This is a genomic window from Peribacillus sp. FSL K6-5616, assembly GCF_038008245.1.
In the GTDB taxonomy this organism is placed as follows: Bacteria; Bacillota; Bacilli; order Bacillales; family DSM-1321; genus Peribacillus; species Peribacillus frigoritolerans.
Genome location: NZ_JBBOYT010000001.1, coordinates 2675246 through 2692127, shown reverse-complemented (window position 1 = coordinate 2692127; position 16882 = coordinate 2675246). Strand labels below are relative to the sequence as shown.

Sequence of the window (16882 nt, the reverse complement as noted above, 5' to 3'; positions counted from 1 at the left end):
CAATACAATCACTAATTGAAAAGAATACGAGTGAAAGTTAATTCACTCGTATTTTTTTAAAACGATAGCTGCATTATGACCTCCAAAACCAAATGAATTGGATAGCCCAGTACTTATTTCCACTTTACGAGCAACACCTGATACATAATCTAAATCACATAATGAATCCGGCTTTTCTAAGTTGATGGTTGGAGGAATAATTCCTTCCTTTAAACTTTTTGCCAAAGCGATTGCTTCCACGCCTCCAGCTGCTCCTAACATGTGACCTAGCATAGATTTATTAGCTGTTATTGGGATTTGATAAGCTTTTGATTCAAATAGCTTTTTAATCGCTAGTGTCTCAGATCGATCTCCCACTTCTGTACTTGTTGCATGTGCGCTAATAACATCAATCTCTTCTGGAGAAATATTTGCGTTTTTCAAAGCCATTTTCATTGCAAGGTAGGCTCCTTTGCCTTCTGGGTGTGTAGCTACCATATGATAGGCATCAGAACTTGCACCATACCCAATGACTTCAGCATAAATCTTTGCATCTCTGCGTAAGGCGTGAGATAAAGATTCCAAGATTAAAATTCCTGCTCCTTCTGACATGACAAATCCATCTCGATTTACATCAAAAGGACGGCTAGCTTTAGCTGGATTATCATTTCTCGTTGATAATGCTGTAGCATTACCAAAACTAGCTAGTGATAAATCTGTAATAGCTGCCTCTGCTCCTCCAGCAAAAACGGCATCAGCTTCTCCAAAGCGAATAAGCCTGAATGCTTCACCAATAGCGGTATTTCCGATTGCACAAGCAGAAACAGGTGACATAGTAGGTCCCATTGCGTTCCATTTGATACTAATTTGGGCTGCGGCAGCATTAGAAATCATGGCTGGTACCAGGGTTGGACTGACTCTTCTTGGACCTTTCTCTCGAAGAGTATCCACATTTTCAATCAATGTTTCTATTCCTCCTATCCCCGAACCAACATATACGCCAAGTCTTTCTAGATTGATATCATCAATATCTATTTTAGAATCAGTCCAAGCTTGTTCAGCAGCAGCCAAAGCAAATTGAGAAAAGCGATCTAGACGTCGGGCTTCATTTTTTCCTAAAGTATCATCTGCATTAAAATCATGAATAATTCCTGCAATTTTTGCTTTATGGTTGCTCACATCAAATGTATCAATAGAGGAAATGCCTGACTTACCTTCAGTCAGATTTCTCCAAAATTTTTCTACGTTGTTTCCAATAGGAGAGACTACTCCCATTCCGGTAATAACGACTCTTTCCATTTTTCATCACCCCAAATGAATAGTATACTTGTATTATACTTCGGGGTTATCCTATTACAAGTGAGCGTTTATCCTGGTATAATAACTACCCGGTTAAATTGTTATGATGGAGGATTTAGAAATGAATGATAAAACCAGACTTGAAGCTTTGTCTACATTTTTGAAAACGAAGCGATCCCAAATTAAGCCTGAATCTATAGGTATACCTGCTGGTACACGGAGAAGAACACCTGGCTTGCGAAGAGAAGAAGTTGCACATTTGGCGGGGGTTAGTACTACTTGGTATACGTGGCTAGAGCAAGGTCGGGATATAAAGGTCTCTACAAGCGTATTGGATTGCATATCTACAGCTCTGCAATTAAATAATGATGAACGAGAGTATCTATATGATTTAGCTTTAGAAGTGAAATCATCCATTATTCATCGAAAGAAGGATCAACCAAAACTTAGTCCTTCTTTGAAAAGAATTTTAGCGGAGTTAACGTATTGCCCTACTATCATTACAGATCGACATTGTCATATTGTAGGCTGGAACAATGCTGCCGCTCACGTATTTCTAGATTTTGAACAACTCCCTGATGACCAACGAAATTTAATCCATCTATTATTTACAAGAAAAGAATTAAAATCATTAGCTGTGAATTGGGAGCATTTTGTTAAAGGATTTCTTTCCATTTTCCGTGCCTATTATGGTCACTACTTAGGTGATGAGTGGTATAACCTATTTATTAAAGAAATGAGTGATTCTCACCCGGCATTTCAATCTTTATGGCAAGAAAGTCAAGTGAGTAAAGCTCCAGAAATGATGATTGAATTTAGACATGCCAAAGCCGGAAAGATGCTGTTTAATTTAACTTCTCTCCAAGTCCAGGGGGACATGGACTTAAGATGCAGTATCTATACACCAGTAGAGGGAACAGCTACGGAAGATAAATTAAAAACGATTAATGAAAAAAATCTCCATTGAAAGTTCATAAACCAGCATATCTACAGTCTTTGAAATAATACTCGCAAAATACTTCAACTAAGGTGCTTTACTTCAATAAGGCAGGTTGCTGAGGCAGCCTTTTTCATATGGCACGAACGGGACAGTTTAGTTTAGGTATATTTCTTCACCAAGTTATAGAAAAATCCGGTTATCCTAGTTAGGCAAAGGAAAACCGGGTTTTTTCTTTAATTGGTTCTAAAGCAGTAACAATTGCAAAAGATGGATTCATCGAACCAGCTTTAACCCCAAATAATTTGCTCATGAAGTGTTGCTACCAATCGATTCGTTTTCCATCTCTGAAGAAACCCCCGTTAGGTCCTTCAGCTCCAGTAGTAGCTAACCAAAGGATAGATTCAGCAGCTTGCTCAGGAGTTCTTGGAGCAGATGGTCCTCCCATATCTGTACTTACCCATCCCGGGTCGACCGCATTTATTTTTATATCAGATTTGATTTCTACAGCTATCAATTGTGTCAATCCATTCAGGGCAAATTTTGACATTTTATAAGCGCCTACTCCTGGATATGACATTTCGCTCATTGTCCCATATTCTGAGGAAACATTGATGATTCTCCCATATCCTTGTTTTTCCATGAGGGGAATAAAGGAACGGATCATATGGTAAACTCCAAAGAAATTGGTTGCCATTGAATTCTCTAAAATTGATGGATCCATATTCAATAATTGTTTATTCTCATCCAGATACACGCCAGCATTATTAATCAATACGTCTAATCTTCCATACTTCTCATTTATTACTACTTCAGCTTGACGGATGCTTTCTTGATTATTGACATCTATCGACACAAACGAAACGTCCAGATTTGACTCCCTAAGTTGTTGTATCGCTTTATGACCCATCTCCGGATCCCGACAGAATAACCTTAAAACCTATCAAAGCTAATTGTTTGACCAATTCATATCCAATTCCTCTATTTCCGCCAGTGACAAGTGCAACTTTGATATCCTTTGACATGTTAATTCCTCCCTTTTTCGGATAATAATTTTGAGCAGAGGAGATTTCTCCAGTTAAAACTGTATAACATTCCGAGAAGAAATTGAAAGGCTGTCAAGATCTTCTCGACAGCCTAAATTTCAGAAAATGAATAGCTCTTAGTTTTATCTTCTTTTTATTATTACCAAGGTTGACTTGTTGGTCCAATTGTAAACTCATTAATGTTCGTATCTTCTGGCTGATCAATAGCGAATGCCACAATATTGGCAACTCGATCAGGTGCAATACCATATTGTTCGTACAGCGCAGTCATACCTTCTGAAATATTCTTATCAGTAATCGTATCCAGCAATTCCGTGTTGATTGCTGCTGGATAAATAGTTGCTGTGCGAATGTTAGTACCTTCTTGGGCAGATTCCATACGCAAAACTTCCATTAAATCACGAACAGCCCACTTTGTTGCTCCATAAACAGCACCGCCTGGGTAAGCTTTAAGCCCAGCTACGGATGACGTAGTGATGATATGTCCAGACTTTTGCGAAGTAAATGTTGGCAATACTGCTGCGATACCATTCAATACACCTTTAATATTAACATCAACCATGCTGTTCCACTCGTCAGTTTTTAATTCGGAAAGTGGTGAATTAGGCATTAGTCCAGCGTTCAAGAAGATTACATCGACACCGCCAAAAGTATCTTTAGCTAGTTGAACAAGCTGCTGACTATCATCTGGGTTAACAACATCTGTGACGCGATAAGCCACTTGACCACCGTTCGATCTAATTTCTTCAGCTAATTTTGCTAAACGCTCTTCACGTCTTGCGCCAAGTACAACTTTTGCACCTTTTTCAGCTAACAGCTTAGCTGTTGCTTCCCCAATACCTGAACTTGCGCCTGTAATTACAACCACTTTGTTTTCAATTGTCATTTCGTTTCATCCTTTCATGTAAAATAAAACTACAATTGATGTTTTCTCGACATCTGTCTATAATTTAAAATATAAATTTACACAAAACAAGGCATATAAATCGTTAATTTAATCAGTTTTGTTGTTTAAACAACAAATCAATAAAAATTGTTGACTATCTCAAGGGAAGTATGGTGTTAATATGGCAAAAGTGGATAGAAGAATTGTAAGAACTCAAGAGGCAATTAAGAAAGCTTTTCTTGAATTGATGTCAGAAAAAAATTTCGATAGCATGACCATTCAGGATATTTCTGACAGGGCAAATATTAACCGTGCAACTGTTTATCTTCATTACTTGGATAAATTTGATCTGTTGGATAAAATTATAGAAGAACATATCAATAACATGGTTTACCTTTGTGAGTCGGAAGCTGAAATGGATTGGATTGAATCGACTGTACACTGCATGGAATATCTTGAACGTAATTATTTATTTTTTTCGACGATGTTGGCAAGTGAGGGAGCTCCGTACTTTCGCAGCCGGTTTGTTCAGCATAATATCGAAGAGTTCAAAAAAGACGTGGATATTACAGAAGGCAAAAATTTTGGTCAAAGCGAAGATGTAGTTGTCGAATTTGTTGCAAATGCTTATGTAGGTGTAGTGGAATGGTGGCTAAACAATGGCATGCCTTATCCACCAGAGGAAATGGCAGAAAAAGTGGGGGATTTATTAGAGAGGATTTTATAGATTTATCGTATAAAAAATCTCTCTTATTTATTAAGGAATGAGGAGAATTATGTCTTTTCACTCTTCAAAAAATGTTGTATGTTAAGGGTTGCACTTAAACTACCATGAAAATAAGTTTCTTTAAAAATGAAAAATGACAATACTTAAGACGACCCTACTCAATCGTTTAAAAAAAGAGGAGAGCGTTAATTAATTAGACTATGGATTAGTGTTGACTGGATTAAGGTCAGTATCAGTATAGACACTTCCTAACCATTTTCATTATTTGTGGTGAATCGCCGATTTTTGCGATTCATGGATAGCTAACGGGTGAGTTAGCTAAAGATCGGAGTTGTCTTTAAGGCAGCTTTTTCATTGGGATTATTGGAAACGGTATTAGCGCCTCTGCTAAAGATGACCTGCTTGGAATCCTTGTCGGGTATTTTTTTGTATGCTTCGGAGATCGTTTAGGTATAAGCTTTGGTATATTGGTTGAAGTATGATGGAAAAGTTATAGAGATGAGGAGAATATTTGAAAAAAGCATCACCTGTTTTATTTTCTATTTTATTATTGAGGGTATTGGGTTGTGAGCATTAAACACGGAGAACAGGAAAGCCAATTCTGATGATAAAATAGTCAAAGAAGATGAAGGAAAAATAGTCAAAGAAGATGAAGAAGTCAAATCTCTTTATACGATGGACAGTTATATGAAGTCAGTCGAAGAAAACCTTGAAGCAAAATCGGAAACATTAATCAGTAATATAAAGGAATTACATAAATACACCATTTACTCTAAAGTGGAATTATTGGATTTTGTAGCATTTGTAGATGATCCTTCCGAGTTTAACTTATCCATTACTATGTTCTCAATGGATAGACAGGCTAATGAAGTCTTTAACGAGGGGAAGGATTCTACTATCTTTGCAGGTAGTCTGGGTATGATTGAAAATGTAAGATACACCCACCTTTTAGGTAATCAAACAGAAGACTTTTGGGATTTCTACGAAAAAAATGAAGAAGAAATTAACCTTGCAGAAAAACAAGCGTTTGCTAATTGGGTCGCAGATTGCTGGAAAAAAGCAGGTAGACAAGCAATCTTATTGCCAGCCTACTTTTCTCTTCACGATGATTATGAATCCTTTGATTTAAAGAAAAATCAGTGGGTTACAGATGATGAGAAATGGTCTTATTGACACATTAAGGGAGGGGCCTTTATCCACATTGTTCCTCATATGAGTAAAGACCTTCAATTGAAGGTCTTAGTTTGTAGACAAAAGGGGTTCGGAATTAAAAAATTCTGAACCCCTTTTGAAATTCCCTTTGAATTTTCGCCTAAAGTTTAGAGATTGGGGCTCTACGAGCCCACTATGTTAGGCCATTTTTGGACCTTGCCATGTCCAATTGGCCATCTTCTTTAAATTAATGGCAGCGAAAGTAAGCATCGCCTGCATCGACAATTTTTTAAGTCCCCTTAAAGTAGTCCAACGCATACCATGCTTTTCTTTTGCATCTGCGAATACACGCTCAATCGTTTCTTTACGTTTTGCATATATAGGTTTTACATCTTGATGATGACGCAGATGATCTGCTTCTTCCACATGTGTTTGCCAGATATGCCGTGTCACCACTTTTTGACAGTCTTTGCTTTCTGTACACCGAGATAAAAATGAGCATGTTGTACAAATTTGTTTTGGCGATTTGTACTCGCGATAGCCCTCTTTATTTGTTGTTGAGTACTTTAAAGTTTCGCCCGAAGGGCAAAGGTAACAATCAAAATGTTCATCGTATACATAGTCCTGTTTGCGGAAAAATCCTTCTTTGGTGCGAGGACGTGTATAAGGTAAAGCCGGTATGATTTCTTTGTTAAATAGGTAGCTTGTAATCGCTGGTGTTTTATAAGCTGCATCTGCGGCAACGGCTTCCGGTTTTCCAACTTTCTCAATCACTTGTTCAACTAGTGGCTCTAAGATCTGACTGTCATGTGTATTTCCAGGTGTTACAATCGTTCCCAATACAAAACCGTTGCGGTCTGCGGCCGCGTGGAATGAATAGGCAAACTGTTTTGTTCGTTCATCTTTCACATAGTAGCCACTCTCAGAATCCGTTGTACTTTCTTTAATCTCTTTGGTCTCTTCTTTATCAAATTTATCTGGTGGAAAAGGCTTTTTTCCATGGTTTTCACGATCTTGATTGATTTCTTCTTGAAGACGTCCTTGATACGCTCGTGTTTCTTTACGAACGATTTTCTTTTCAAATTTCCGTTTATTCGCACTGGCTTTCACATGTGTGGAATCCACGAAAACGTGTTCAGCACTTATTAACTTTTTATTAGCAGCTGTCATTAAAATGCGATAGAAAATCTGTTCAAACAGATCTGTATCTTTGAAGCGTCGCTCATAATTTTTCCCGAACGTAGAGAAATGAGGTACTTTATCATGGAAACCATAGCCTAAGAACCAACGGTAAGCCATATTGGTTTCAACTTCTTCAATCGTTTTACGCATGGAACGAATACCGAAGGTATATTGAATGAAAGTCAGTTTAACTAAAATAACTGGATCAATACTTGGGCGTCCTACCTCTGAATACATATCTTTCACCAAGTCATAAATGAAAGTGAAGTCAATGGCAGCCTCCATTTTACGAACCAAATGGTTCGGTGGCACCAATTGATCTAAAGTAATCATTTCAAGTTGATCTCGCTGAATAGAATCATGTTTAGAAAGCATCCTCATCACCTCAAGTTTTAATACTTCTATTTTAAAACAAACATGACTCCAGGCAAAAGTGTTCTATCTAAAAGGTAAGACAAAGTTGATTGGAACGGAAGGTACGAGACTCCTGCGGGAAAAGCGCGTCTAGGGGAGACCCCGCAGGCGAAAGCCGAGGAGGCTCCCCGACCGCCCGCGGAAAGCGAGTGCCTGGAGTGGAAATCAACGTCCAAATTGTACAAGCCATAAAAATAGACAAACTCGATTTTCATCGAGTTTGTCTACAGTCTGAGACCTTCAATTGAAGGTCTTTTTTGTTCGTTCATCGGTTACATAGTAAACCTGCAATGGCTAAAGAAATGAACCCTAAAATTGTACAGAGTGTGGTATCTAAAATATAGTCACGTTTTTTATAAAAAAATGAGATATTTTGAATAAAGTTGTGATGTTTGCAAAAAAGTTACGATGCTTTACCCCTTTGTGGATATCTAAAGGGTTTTTCTTATAGGAAAAGGAAAGTACATCTGAATTAAAAGGTGGATTTAAAGAAAAATGGCTATATATTGGTTTAATCTCTAAAAATAAGACCATTAATTCATAAGTCTGATAAAAATATATAGGAAATTTTTACCTTATAATCCATATTTTTAATCTGTAAACTAATACTTAGTTGAAAAAATTATTTTTTAGGGAGGAAAGGAGCAAAAATGAGTTTATCCCTCAAGGAATTATAAGAGCTGTTACTGTTTATTTTATGCTCTTCAATGCTTTTTGCATTTTCGGCACAGTCCAAGGAACAAAAAGCATCATCCTCTGACACGTTTCATATAAACGGTTGAGGAGCTAAACGGGAATCAGCCATTGGTTTACAGTCCGAAAATCTATTGGTTCAAAGATTTATTTATGTTCGGTAAATTTAAAAAGGCAATGCACTAGGTGTCTTTCTGATTTGGTAAATTTCAGAATATTCAGCATTATCGTTGTTTGGAGTAAATTCCTATTTTACTTTTATAGGTACTAACTAGTTGCTATTAGAAAATAACAATTGTAAAGGAGTTCATTTAATGACATTAACTCAAGAATTTTGACAATATTTCTTTGGATGGGAACCATGATATCGTAATAGGTTAAATTAATATTTTTATAGAGGTGATTATCACGTTGATAAATAATGTAAAAAGTATATTGAGTTTTTTATTGATCTTTGCAATGATTTTCGGCGGAATTGGGCAAGCGGTGGTTGCCAAAGGCAATGACTCTAGTGAGCAAAATGTAAAACAGTGGTTAAGTGAATATGAATTCTATGAGGACACCAGAATTGCAAAAATCTATGATCAGATTGCAATAAATGAATTAAAGCGTTTCGCGACAGTCATAAAAGAAACTAATGCTAAGTTTGATTCTAAACTGATAGCGGAATTTGATGAAATCGGAGACTTTAAACAAAAAGATATTAATGAACTTGATGTACTTCAACAATTGATTAACCAATATGAACAAGCTGTTCAAGAGGAGTATATACATGAGTCGGTTCTTAAAAGTGATCGGCTCTTGGAAATCAAACATAAGTTAACCATATGTTTATGGGGGTATGTAACGAAAAACGATTTTAATGAACCAACTGAAGTATTACTTGCAGATATACTCTTTAATTTTTATTTATCGGATAAAATTGTCAATAAAAATGCTATCGGCATCTTAAAGGATATCTCCGATCAAGCAGATCACAAAGGAAATAAACTAAAAGCTCATTTGAATAACGCTGGGAAGATGTCTGAAAAAGGTAATGAGTTTCTAGAAAAAGATCTAGCTGTCCCTGCATCAAAATCCTATCAAAATGCTTATAAACAAGTGTTATTCGGACTTGAAAAAGCAGGCTATTCATTTAACACAGAATTCTTTGAAACTACCTCTGAAACGGATGGCGATACTATAACAGATGGAATAGAATTCCTGGAGGGAATGAATCCATTTAAAAAGGATACAGATGGTGATGGATTGCAGGACAATATTGAATATGAGGTTAAATCATTTATTTCCCCGACAAAAATTGATACAGATCGTAATGGCATAAGTGATGCAGATGAAGATATCGATGAAGACGGCCTGAGTAATAAAGACGAGCAAGCTAATCAAACAAATTTGATTAAGGGAGATTCGGACCAAGATGATTTAACTGACGGATTTGAAGTACATCAGTTCGATTCATTACCTAATAAGTATGATACAGATAACGATGGGTTAAGTGATGGAGATGAATATGCTTTAAAGACAAATCCGAATGCTGCAGACGGCGACAATGACGGAAGCGAGGATTCACAAGAACTCTATAAACAATCGATTAGTAAATCATTGATTCAGCCTGATAAATCAGAAATTAAAAGCGTAGAAGTTGAGTTTAGTGCAAAGGATAATATTAATAAAACGACTAGAATTAGCAGCACAAACAACATAAATATTAAAACAACTAATTTACACGGTATTATTGGTTCCCCTGTAAGCATCAATACGCAATCAGAATTTGAGAAAGCAAGCATTCAGTTTACTTATGATGAAGCGAAGCTCGGAGACACGTTGGAAGATGATCTAGCCATCATTTGGTACAATGAAGACGAGGAAATGTTTGAAAGCATTAACACTGTGTTAGATACAAGTAAAAATACAATAAGTGTGGAAACTACTCACTTTGGTGAATATCTGGTTGTTGATAAGGCAAAATGGTTGGAGCTATGGAAACGGGAAATAGACTACTCAAGGACGCATGATGTAAATAAAGATCTGCTTAACAATCTTGCAATGAAGACAGTAGGTGATGTAGGAAGAGGTGCCGAAAATGGTATATCAGGTGATGTAGAAATTGATAAAACAGATTCGGACGGGGATGGCTTATACGACAGCTATGAAATTGAAGGAATGAAAACACCGTACGGTATAATTAACTCAGATCCTAATAAGAAGGATAGTGACGGAGATGGATTAACCGATGGGCAAGAAATGGGGCAATTAAAATCATTCACGGTAGAAATTTTTGGAGTTGAAATTCATTTTGAAGGTTTCTTTCCAACCAGTTTCCCTGACCGAAAAGATAGTGACGGAGATGGAAAGTTTGATAATGAGGATTTGAGACCGTTGTACTCTGATTTTACCGATACAGAAATTTATCAATCAGATAGACCAGAAGGCTATGATGAAAATGGAAATGTAGCGAATGATATGAAAACAAATGATTATACAGAAGATGAAATAAAAGACATTAGCTGGATGTTCAGGTTCCAATTACTTGAATCTTATTTCCCAAGTATTCTCTTTTATGAGTTCGAGGATATGACAACAAGCTTGTTTTCCATGGGAGATATGGAAGATGTTATTTTAGATATGATTAATCATTTTAAAGAGGGAACTGGTAAAGAGTACAAAAACCAGACTTTAACTAAAGAAGCGAGTGAGCATGAAACAACGAAAGCCTATGTTGAATTTGTCAAAAATGCCTTAGTTGATGAGCTAAAGAAAAATGGAGGTAATTTGGCAGCACTTAAGTTGGATAAAAGTACAAAGAATTCAAATGAATTTTATAATTTGATACAGAGAAATGCTAGTTATCCGACGTTTAGCACTTGGAGTGACCGAGTAGGTGGTCTTACAATTACAGTAAATGATACTTGGGGGAATACGGTATCCGTAAAAGATTTTTCTGTTGAGAATAATCATTTTAAAGGAGTCATGCGTGTTCGTTTATATGATCATTTTGGGTTGGATCGGCCAGATGTTGAGAAGGAGTATGTCAACTTAGCAGGATTCCGTTCCTGGTTTGTCTTACAGCATTATGATGAATATAATGGCAAATATAAGCCCTTTGTTACTGTAATGGAAATGGATGTACCATTTGAGGGGAAATTGAGTGATTAAAGTTAATTTAAAAATTATAGTTTTAATGATTTGTATATTCTTAATTCCATTAAACTTAATTGGATGTAAAAAGAATGAGGAATCAAGTGGGGAAACAAAGATTTTCGAAATTGAAAATACAGAAGAGATCTTTGGTAAAAAGGATGAAGAAGATGTGACTGTTAAAAAGCATTATATGATTCTAAATCCACCAAAAGATTTAATTGAATTGAAAGAAATAGTTGAAAAATACAGTAAGGAACATTCGGTTGAAGAAGAAATGAAAGTAATGGAAGGAAAAAACAGGATTTTTGATATATCCTTTTATAGGGAAAGTGAAGATTTGCCAAGAGACTGGCAGCTTGATGAAAGTTACATGAATACAGATCGGCTAGAACATCATAAGAATGATCTAATTGCATATATCATTTGGTCAGATGCTGAAACACAAAAAGAATACAATGTTTATGATAAAAATAAGGAAGGAAAGGTTATCAAGAGTAAGCATTTTATTGAGGATCAGCTTGTTGAGTGATACTCTATCCATACCCTGGAAAGTAATAAAATGGAAATTACCTTTCTTAATGAACTAATGGTTGGCTTTATCTGAAGATCGGAGCTGTCTTTAAGGCAGCTCTTATCTTATGCAACTAAAGGAAGAAGGATTTAATACAGTTTCATACTTAGATAATGTATTTTAAAAAAAGAGGCGGAATGGAAGGGCTTATTTATGCACTCAGAATTACAATATTAACGGGTCCGGATAGCTTAGCCGGAATAGTACGCATAATTCCTCAAAACAGTATGGTTATTTATAGATTTACAAAAATACATTATGAATTAAAAACAAAGGTGCCTCTACTGAGTGCACCTTTGTTTTTAATTTCTCTGGTATTGGGGTAACGTTGTCTTAATTAATCAACTTGCTCTCCAAACTTCCTCCCGAATTCTTCCATCAAATCAATAATAGGAATGAATTCCTCTCCTTTTGTGGTCAATGAATATTCAACTCGAGGAGTAACCTCTCGATATATCTTGCGATTAATTAAGCCATCTGTTTCTAGTTCTCGAAGTTGCTTTGTATGAGAACATTGGGGAATATCGCCTAAAAAAGCTTTAATTTCACTATAACGACGCTCTTTAGACTTTATAAACCAAAGAATAAGATATTTCCAACGGCCGGTTGGTTTAGCTATTTCAGTTATTATACCAACGATCGGAGTTCTTTTAGTTTCAGCTCTTTTGGTCTTGCCAGCTGCATTTGCGATAAGGTTCATGAAAGGATTTATAGTGGTAATTGTGACTGCTGTTCTTATTGCCATGTTTAGTATCTTTTTGGGATCGGTCTCTTCCTATACATTAGGAACTCCACCAGGCGCTACCATTACTTTATTATTGGTCATCATCTTATTTATTGGTTTTCTGAGTCACAAATTAGTAATAAGTGTCAATAGAAAAATTAAGAGACGAATACGTCAGGAAAGCTTATAACTATCAGTCGCTAGATTATATTAGAGAATATGGATTCGGGAGGTACAACTATTGTGATTCTATCCAATAAAACAATCTTAAAGAAGATAAAGGAGCAAGAGCTTATCATTGAACCACTGAAACAATCCCAACTACAATCAGCTTCTATTGATTTACGGATAGGAAATCATTTTTTGACGATTGAAATATTCCACACCTCTTTTTTCACTGGACAAACCAGCTGCTTATAAAGAAATTTACAAAGATCATATTATTATTCCGCCTCAAGCTTTTGTAATAGGAACAACCATAGAAGTTATTAAGTTACCTAATAATATGTCTGCTTTCGTTGAAGGCAGAAGCTCTATTGGAAGGTTAGGTCTGTTTATTCAAAATGCTGGATGGGTTGATCCAGGGTTTGAGGGACATATTACATTGGAACTTTACAATGCAAATCGTGTGCCAATTGAGTTAAAGGCAGGGAGACGAATATGCCAGTTAGTTTTAGCTGCTTTGGATCAAGAAACTACTCCTTACATAGGAAAATACTATGGTCAAAATAAAGCAACTGAGACCCAAGTCTCTCTTGAAGAGGAGTCTGAGGATGTAAGTCTGAAAACAAAATGGAAATTTAAAGAATTTGATTAATTTATAGGATTACCCAGTCTTAGGTTTTTTAATTTGTCTGCTATATTGAAACTTTCATTAGTTCATACATTCAAAGAAAAGAGGGAAAATAATGAGTGTTAAGCAACTTAAGGAAGAAGCGCCTAAAAAGGTGAATTGTAAAGATGCTAAAGATGAAGAATCTTCTCTTTTCTATAGTGCTAATTAATTACCTTAAGTTTACATATCTATAAAAACAGAAGAGATATTATATCAAGGCTATTGGTTTATTTGCTGTTGCTCATTCTATGGAACGGATTAATGAAACAAAAAAGTTAAGTTACGTGAGTTAACAATTATAAACGTTGTTTCAATGTTAGAGTTTAATTTCAACTGGGGTAAACCTTTTACAGGGTTTACTCTTCTATTAGTGAGCTGATTACCCTTAAGTAACCCCCATAAGGGACAAGTGTTCTTATTGCCTTCAGGCGGGCCTATAGTTCATTCATGGTATTCCATATCAAACCAACCCTTTCCTAAATCAGTTAATTTTTAAATGAGGTAATTAAATCAGCCGCTAATAGATTAGAGCCACTTACTCCTTTCAAATATTTTAAACTCCCTCACTTACCAATTAATGTTTTGAATATTGGTTAAACACTTAGAAATTTCAGTCTTGTTCAATTGATTACATGAGAAATTATAGTTCTCTGAAATAATAATAATAAGTTGAGTTTCAATCCAACTAAGGTTATCGTTGTTTCTCATTAAATATCTGCTTAATGAAGATCCAATTCCTTTAGCTTTGGTATTAATAATATCAAAAAATTCAATTTCTACATCTAAATAGTGAAAAGTATTGAATCACACATATAATATTGTACTATTTGTATATACTTACTCCGATTCACCCAAATGCGAAGTTTTCATCTATTGAACTTCCAATATTAGGTGGTTTTTTATCTCCCTGAAAACCTTACTCTACACCAAAGTAAAGCAATCATTTCATGCTTTCTACTATCAGTCCGGTAAAAACGAAGTCATATCTAGCCGATTGTGATAATTAAGGTATAATGATAGGGGAAAGATATTTTGTAACGGATTAGGTGAAGATGATCATGAAGCTAATCATTGCGGAGAAACCAGATCAAGGTTCAACGCTAGCGGCTCAATTTAAAACGAAAAAACAGCAAGGCTATATAGAAATCATGCCGAATGAACTTTTCCCCGATGGAGCTTATGTAACTTGGGCCGTCGGACATTTATGTCAACTTGTTTCGCCGGAAACCTATCATTCAAAATGGAAAAAATGGTCGATGGAAACGTTGCCGATGATTCCTGAGAAATTTCAATATGAAGTGACCCGACAAAAGGCAAAGCAATTCAATGTTGTGAAGACTTTGCTTAGGAAACCGGAAGTCGATGAAATCATTCATGCAGGTGATGCCGGGCGTGAAGGAGAGTTGATTGTACGCAACATCGTTAATTTATGCAATGTCAATAAACCGATGAAACGTTTATGGATTTCCTCTTTGACCCCGAAAGCGATTTATGAGGGATTTCAAAATTTGAAGAGCGAAGAAAAAACCAGGCCGCTTTATTATGAAGCGTATACGAGAGCTTGCGCGGACTGGGTTGTGGGAATGAATGCGTCGAGAGCGTATAGTATTTTGTTGAAACAAAGGGGCGTTTCGGATGTGTTTTCAGCTGGAAGGGTTCAGACACCGACTCTTGCTTTGATAGTAAAGCGGGAAATGGAAATTGAGCAATTCAAGTCTGAACCGTTCTGGGAGGTGTTCGCAGATTTCAAGATGGACGGTAAGAAATATCAGGGGAAATGGCAGCTGAACAATGACCCGAGAATCAAGACAAAAGAAATGGCTGATAAAATTGCCGCCTTTTGTAAGGGTAAGGAAGCTGAAATAGCGGAAATGGATACTGAAAGGAAAGAATTTCAGCCGCCTTTGTTATTTAATCTATCGTCATTGCAAGCGACAGTGAACAAGATTTATAAATATTCACCGAAACAGACGCTTGATATCGTGCAAAGTTTATATCAAAAAGGGATCGTTTCTTATCCACGTTCAGATTCCAATTATGTGACGGAGGGGGAAGCCGAAACATTTCCCGATATTTTGCAAAAACTAAGCGGATTTTCAGAATATGAATCCCTGTTTCCTTTGCCACAACCGAACATCATGAATAATAAACGGTTTGTAAATGAAAAGAAGGTGACTGATCACTATGCCATTATTCCAACGGAGCAGGTAACCGACCCAAAGCGGCTTTCCGCTGAAGAACGGAATATATATGACTTGGTTGTTCGCAGGTTGATTGCGGCCCATTATGAGAAGGCCATTTTCGATTACACTACCATTAAAACGCTCGTCGATAAGCGGGCCGAATTCATTTCTAAAGGCAAGCAGCAGATTCAAGAGGGATGGCGCAAAGTTATTTTTCAAAATAATGACCAGGATGATGATATCATTTTGCCGTCCGTTTCAAAAGGGGATTCTGGAAAGGTCGCCAATATAAAGGTGAAAGAAGGAAAAACCCAGCCCCCTAAGCGTTATACAGAGGGTCAGCTGATCACTTTGATGAAAACTGCCGGAAAGCATCTGGATAATGAAGAGTTGGAAAAAGTACTGATGAAAACCGAGGGTCTCGGAACCGAAGCAACTCGGGCTGGAATCATTACCATGCTCAAAGACCGTAAATACATCAATGTGAAAAAAAACCAGGTGTTTGCGACAGATAAAGGGAAAGTGCTGATTACTGCAATCGGGGAGAAAATCCTGGCTTCACCCGAGATGACAGCCAAATGGGAACAGCGATTAAGGGAAATTGGTGAAGGGAAGGCTTCAGCTGGAGGCTTTATGGAAGCTGTTAAAAAGATGTCAGCAAAAATTATCAGTGATGCCGTGGAATCATCGGAAAGCTGGGATTTTCAAGGGCTGGATACCGAGTCGATTCAACGGAGCGGCCCTAAAAAGAGAAGTTCCGCATCTGTAGGCAGCTGTAAACTATGCGGTTCTAAGATTGTCGATAAAGGGGAATTCTATGGATGTGTAAGTTATCAAAAAACAAAGTGTAACTTCACAATATCCAAAAAAATCCTTGATAAGAAAATTAGTCAAGCAAATATAAAAAAGCTGTTGGCAAGCGGTGAAACGGATTTGATAAGCGGTTTTAAGAAAGGGGAAAAGACCTTTGATGCCATTTTATCTTGGTCCGACTCTGAAAAGAAGATCAGTTTTACATTCCCGACAGAACAAAACGTCAAGCAAACTTGAGGAAAGACTTCATTAAAGGCGCCCTGAGACTTATAACTTCTTGTTTCGGGGTCGTATATATAG

Annotated in this window: 12 protein-coding genes and 2 pseudogenes; 9 read left to right on the top strand and 5 right to left on the bottom strand. The window is 36.6% G+C overall.

Translation table 11 applies throughout. From position 1 onward, the window contains the following. Positions 1 to 42: 42 nt before the first annotated feature. Entirely contained in the window at positions 43 to 1278 is a 1236-nt protein-coding gene (gene fabF / locus MHB45_RS12835) for a beta-ketoacyl-ACP synthase II (protein WP_072273982.1), read from the bottom strand. Positions 1279 to 1399: 121 nt separating this feature from the next. Here fabF and MHB45_RS12830 point away from each other — a divergent pair. After that, positions 1400 to 2255 (top strand): annotated as a pseudogene (locus tag MHB45_RS12830) (helix-turn-helix transcriptional regulator). Positions 2256 to 2537: 282 nt separating this feature from the next. Here the strand turns inward: MHB45_RS12830 and MHB45_RS12825 are convergent. Both MHB45_RS12825 and MHB45_RS12820 read right to left on the bottom strand, forming a co-directional pair. Beyond that, positions 2538 to 3240 (bottom strand): annotated as a pseudogene (locus MHB45_RS12825) (SDR family oxidoreductase). A 160-nt stretch (positions 3241 to 3400) separates the two neighbouring features. Continuing rightward, the gene (locus MHB45_RS12820) at positions 3401 to 4147 is read right to left on the bottom strand and encodes an SDR family oxidoreductase (protein WP_048682121.1); all 747 of its coding nucleotides are present in this window, start codon (positions 4145 to 4147) and stop codon (positions 3401 to 3403) included. Positions 4148 to 4328: 181 nt separating this feature from the next. Between MHB45_RS12820 and MHB45_RS12815 the strand changes: the two genes are divergently transcribed. Both MHB45_RS12815 and MHB45_RS12810 read left to right on the top strand, forming a co-directional pair. After that, positions 4329 to 4874, top strand: a complete 546-nt coding sequence (locus MHB45_RS12815; RefSeq protein WP_161922427.1) for a TetR-like C-terminal domain-containing protein — start codon at positions 4329 to 4331, stop codon at positions 4872 to 4874. Between the two features lie 687 nt (positions 4875 to 5561). Then, positions 5562 to 6047 (top strand): hypothetical protein, encoded by a 486-nt coding sequence (locus MHB45_RS12810; RefSeq protein WP_226990398.1) that lies wholly within the window; start codon positions 5562 to 5564, stop codon positions 6045 to 6047. A 177-nt stretch (positions 6048 to 6224) separates the two neighbouring features. Here MHB45_RS12810 and MHB45_RS12805 read toward each other — a convergent pair whose 3' ends face one another. Beyond that, positions 6225 to 7583, bottom strand: coding sequence for an IS1182 family transposase (locus tag MHB45_RS12805; protein ID WP_072272405.1), 1359 nt, complete (start codon positions 7581 to 7583; stop codon positions 6225 to 6227). Between the two features lie 1143 nt (positions 7584 to 8726). Between MHB45_RS12805 and MHB45_RS12800 the strand changes: the two genes are divergently transcribed. Beyond that, positions 8727 to 11471 (top strand): DUF3289 family protein, encoded by a 2745-nt coding sequence (locus MHB45_RS12800; RefSeq protein ID WP_048679280.1) that lies wholly within the window; start codon positions 8727 to 8729, stop codon positions 11469 to 11471. Then, positions 11464 to 11985 carry a hypothetical protein gene (locus MHB45_RS12795; protein ID WP_048679278.1) on the top strand — a complete coding sequence of 174 codons (522 nt, stop codon included), beginning with the start codon at positions 11464 to 11466 and terminating at the stop codon, positions 11983 to 11985. Before MHB45_RS12800 ends, MHB45_RS12795 begins: the two co-directional genes overlap by 8 nt. A gap of 379 nt (positions 11986 to 12364) precedes the next feature. Here MHB45_RS12795 and MHB45_RS12790 read toward each other — a convergent pair whose 3' ends face one another. Further along, positions 12365 to 12772, bottom strand: a complete 408-nt coding sequence (locus tag MHB45_RS12790; RefSeq protein ID WP_275452465.1) for a winged helix-turn-helix transcriptional regulator — start codon at positions 12770 to 12772, stop codon at positions 12365 to 12367. Between MHB45_RS12790 and MHB45_RS12785 the strand changes: the two genes are divergently transcribed. The 4 genes from MHB45_RS12785 (at position 12693) to MHB45_RS12775 (ending at position 16819) form a co-directional block, all read left to right on the top strand. Further along, positions 12693 to 12941 (top strand): metal ABC transporter permease, encoded by a 249-nt coding sequence (locus MHB45_RS12785; protein WP_275452464.1) that lies wholly within the window; start codon positions 12693 to 12695, stop codon positions 12939 to 12941. The two genes, MHB45_RS12790 and MHB45_RS12785, sit on opposite strands and share 80 nt — an antisense overlap. 29 nt (positions 12942 to 12970) lie before the next feature. After that, positions 12971 to 13171: a 2'-deoxycytidine 5'-triphosphate deaminase domain-containing protein gene (locus tag MHB45_RS28315; RefSeq protein ID WP_373689745.1), complete on the top strand. Its 201-nt coding sequence runs from the start codon at positions 12971 to 12973 to the stop codon at positions 13169 to 13171. Further along, positions 13122 to 13568 carry a dCTP deaminase gene (dcd, locus tag MHB45_RS12780; protein WP_309247774.1) on the top strand — a complete coding sequence of 149 codons (447 nt, stop codon included), beginning with the start codon at positions 13122 to 13124 and terminating at the stop codon, positions 13566 to 13568. The genes MHB45_RS28315 and dcd overlap by 50 nt, the downstream gene beginning before the upstream one ends. 1076 nt (positions 13569 to 14644) lie before the next feature. Then, a complete protein-coding gene (locus MHB45_RS12775; RefSeq protein ID WP_072273986.1) occupies positions 14645 to 16819 on the top strand; it encodes a DNA topoisomerase III in 2175 nt (724 codons plus the stop codon). Positions 16820 to 16882 lie beyond the last annotated feature (63 nt).

Bases quoted from the DNA above. Each gene is read 5' to 3' on its own strand.
- fabF (WP_072273982.1), bottom strand. From the start codon at position 1,278: ATGGAAAGAGTCGTTATTACCGGAATGGGAGTAGTCTCTCCTATTGGA.
- MHB45_RS12820 (WP_048682121.1), bottom strand. From the start codon at position 4,147: ATGACAATTGAAAACAAAGTGGTTGTAATTACAGGCGCAAGTTCAGGT.
- MHB45_RS12815 (WP_161922427.1), top strand. From the start codon at position 4,329: ATGGCAAAAGTGGATAGAAGAATTGTAAGAACTCAAGAGGCAATTAAG.
- MHB45_RS12810 (WP_226990398.1), top strand. From the start codon at position 5,562: ATGAAGTCAGTCGAAGAAAACCTTGAAGCAAAATCGGAAACATTAATC.
- MHB45_RS12805 (WP_072272405.1), bottom strand. From the start codon at position 7,583: ATGCTTTCTAAACATGATTCTATTCAGCGAGATCAACTTGAAATGATT.
- MHB45_RS12790 (WP_275452465.1), bottom strand. From the start codon at position 12,772: ATGGCAATAAGAACAGCAGTCACAATTACCACTATAAATCCTTTCATG.
- MHB45_RS28315 (WP_373689745.1), top strand. From the start codon at position 12,971: ATGGATTCGGGAGGTACAACTATTGTGATTCTATCCAATAAAACAATC.
- MHB45_RS12775 (WP_072273986.1), top strand. From the start codon at position 14,645: ATGAAGCTAATCATTGCGGAGAAACCAGATCAAGGTTCAACGCTAGCG.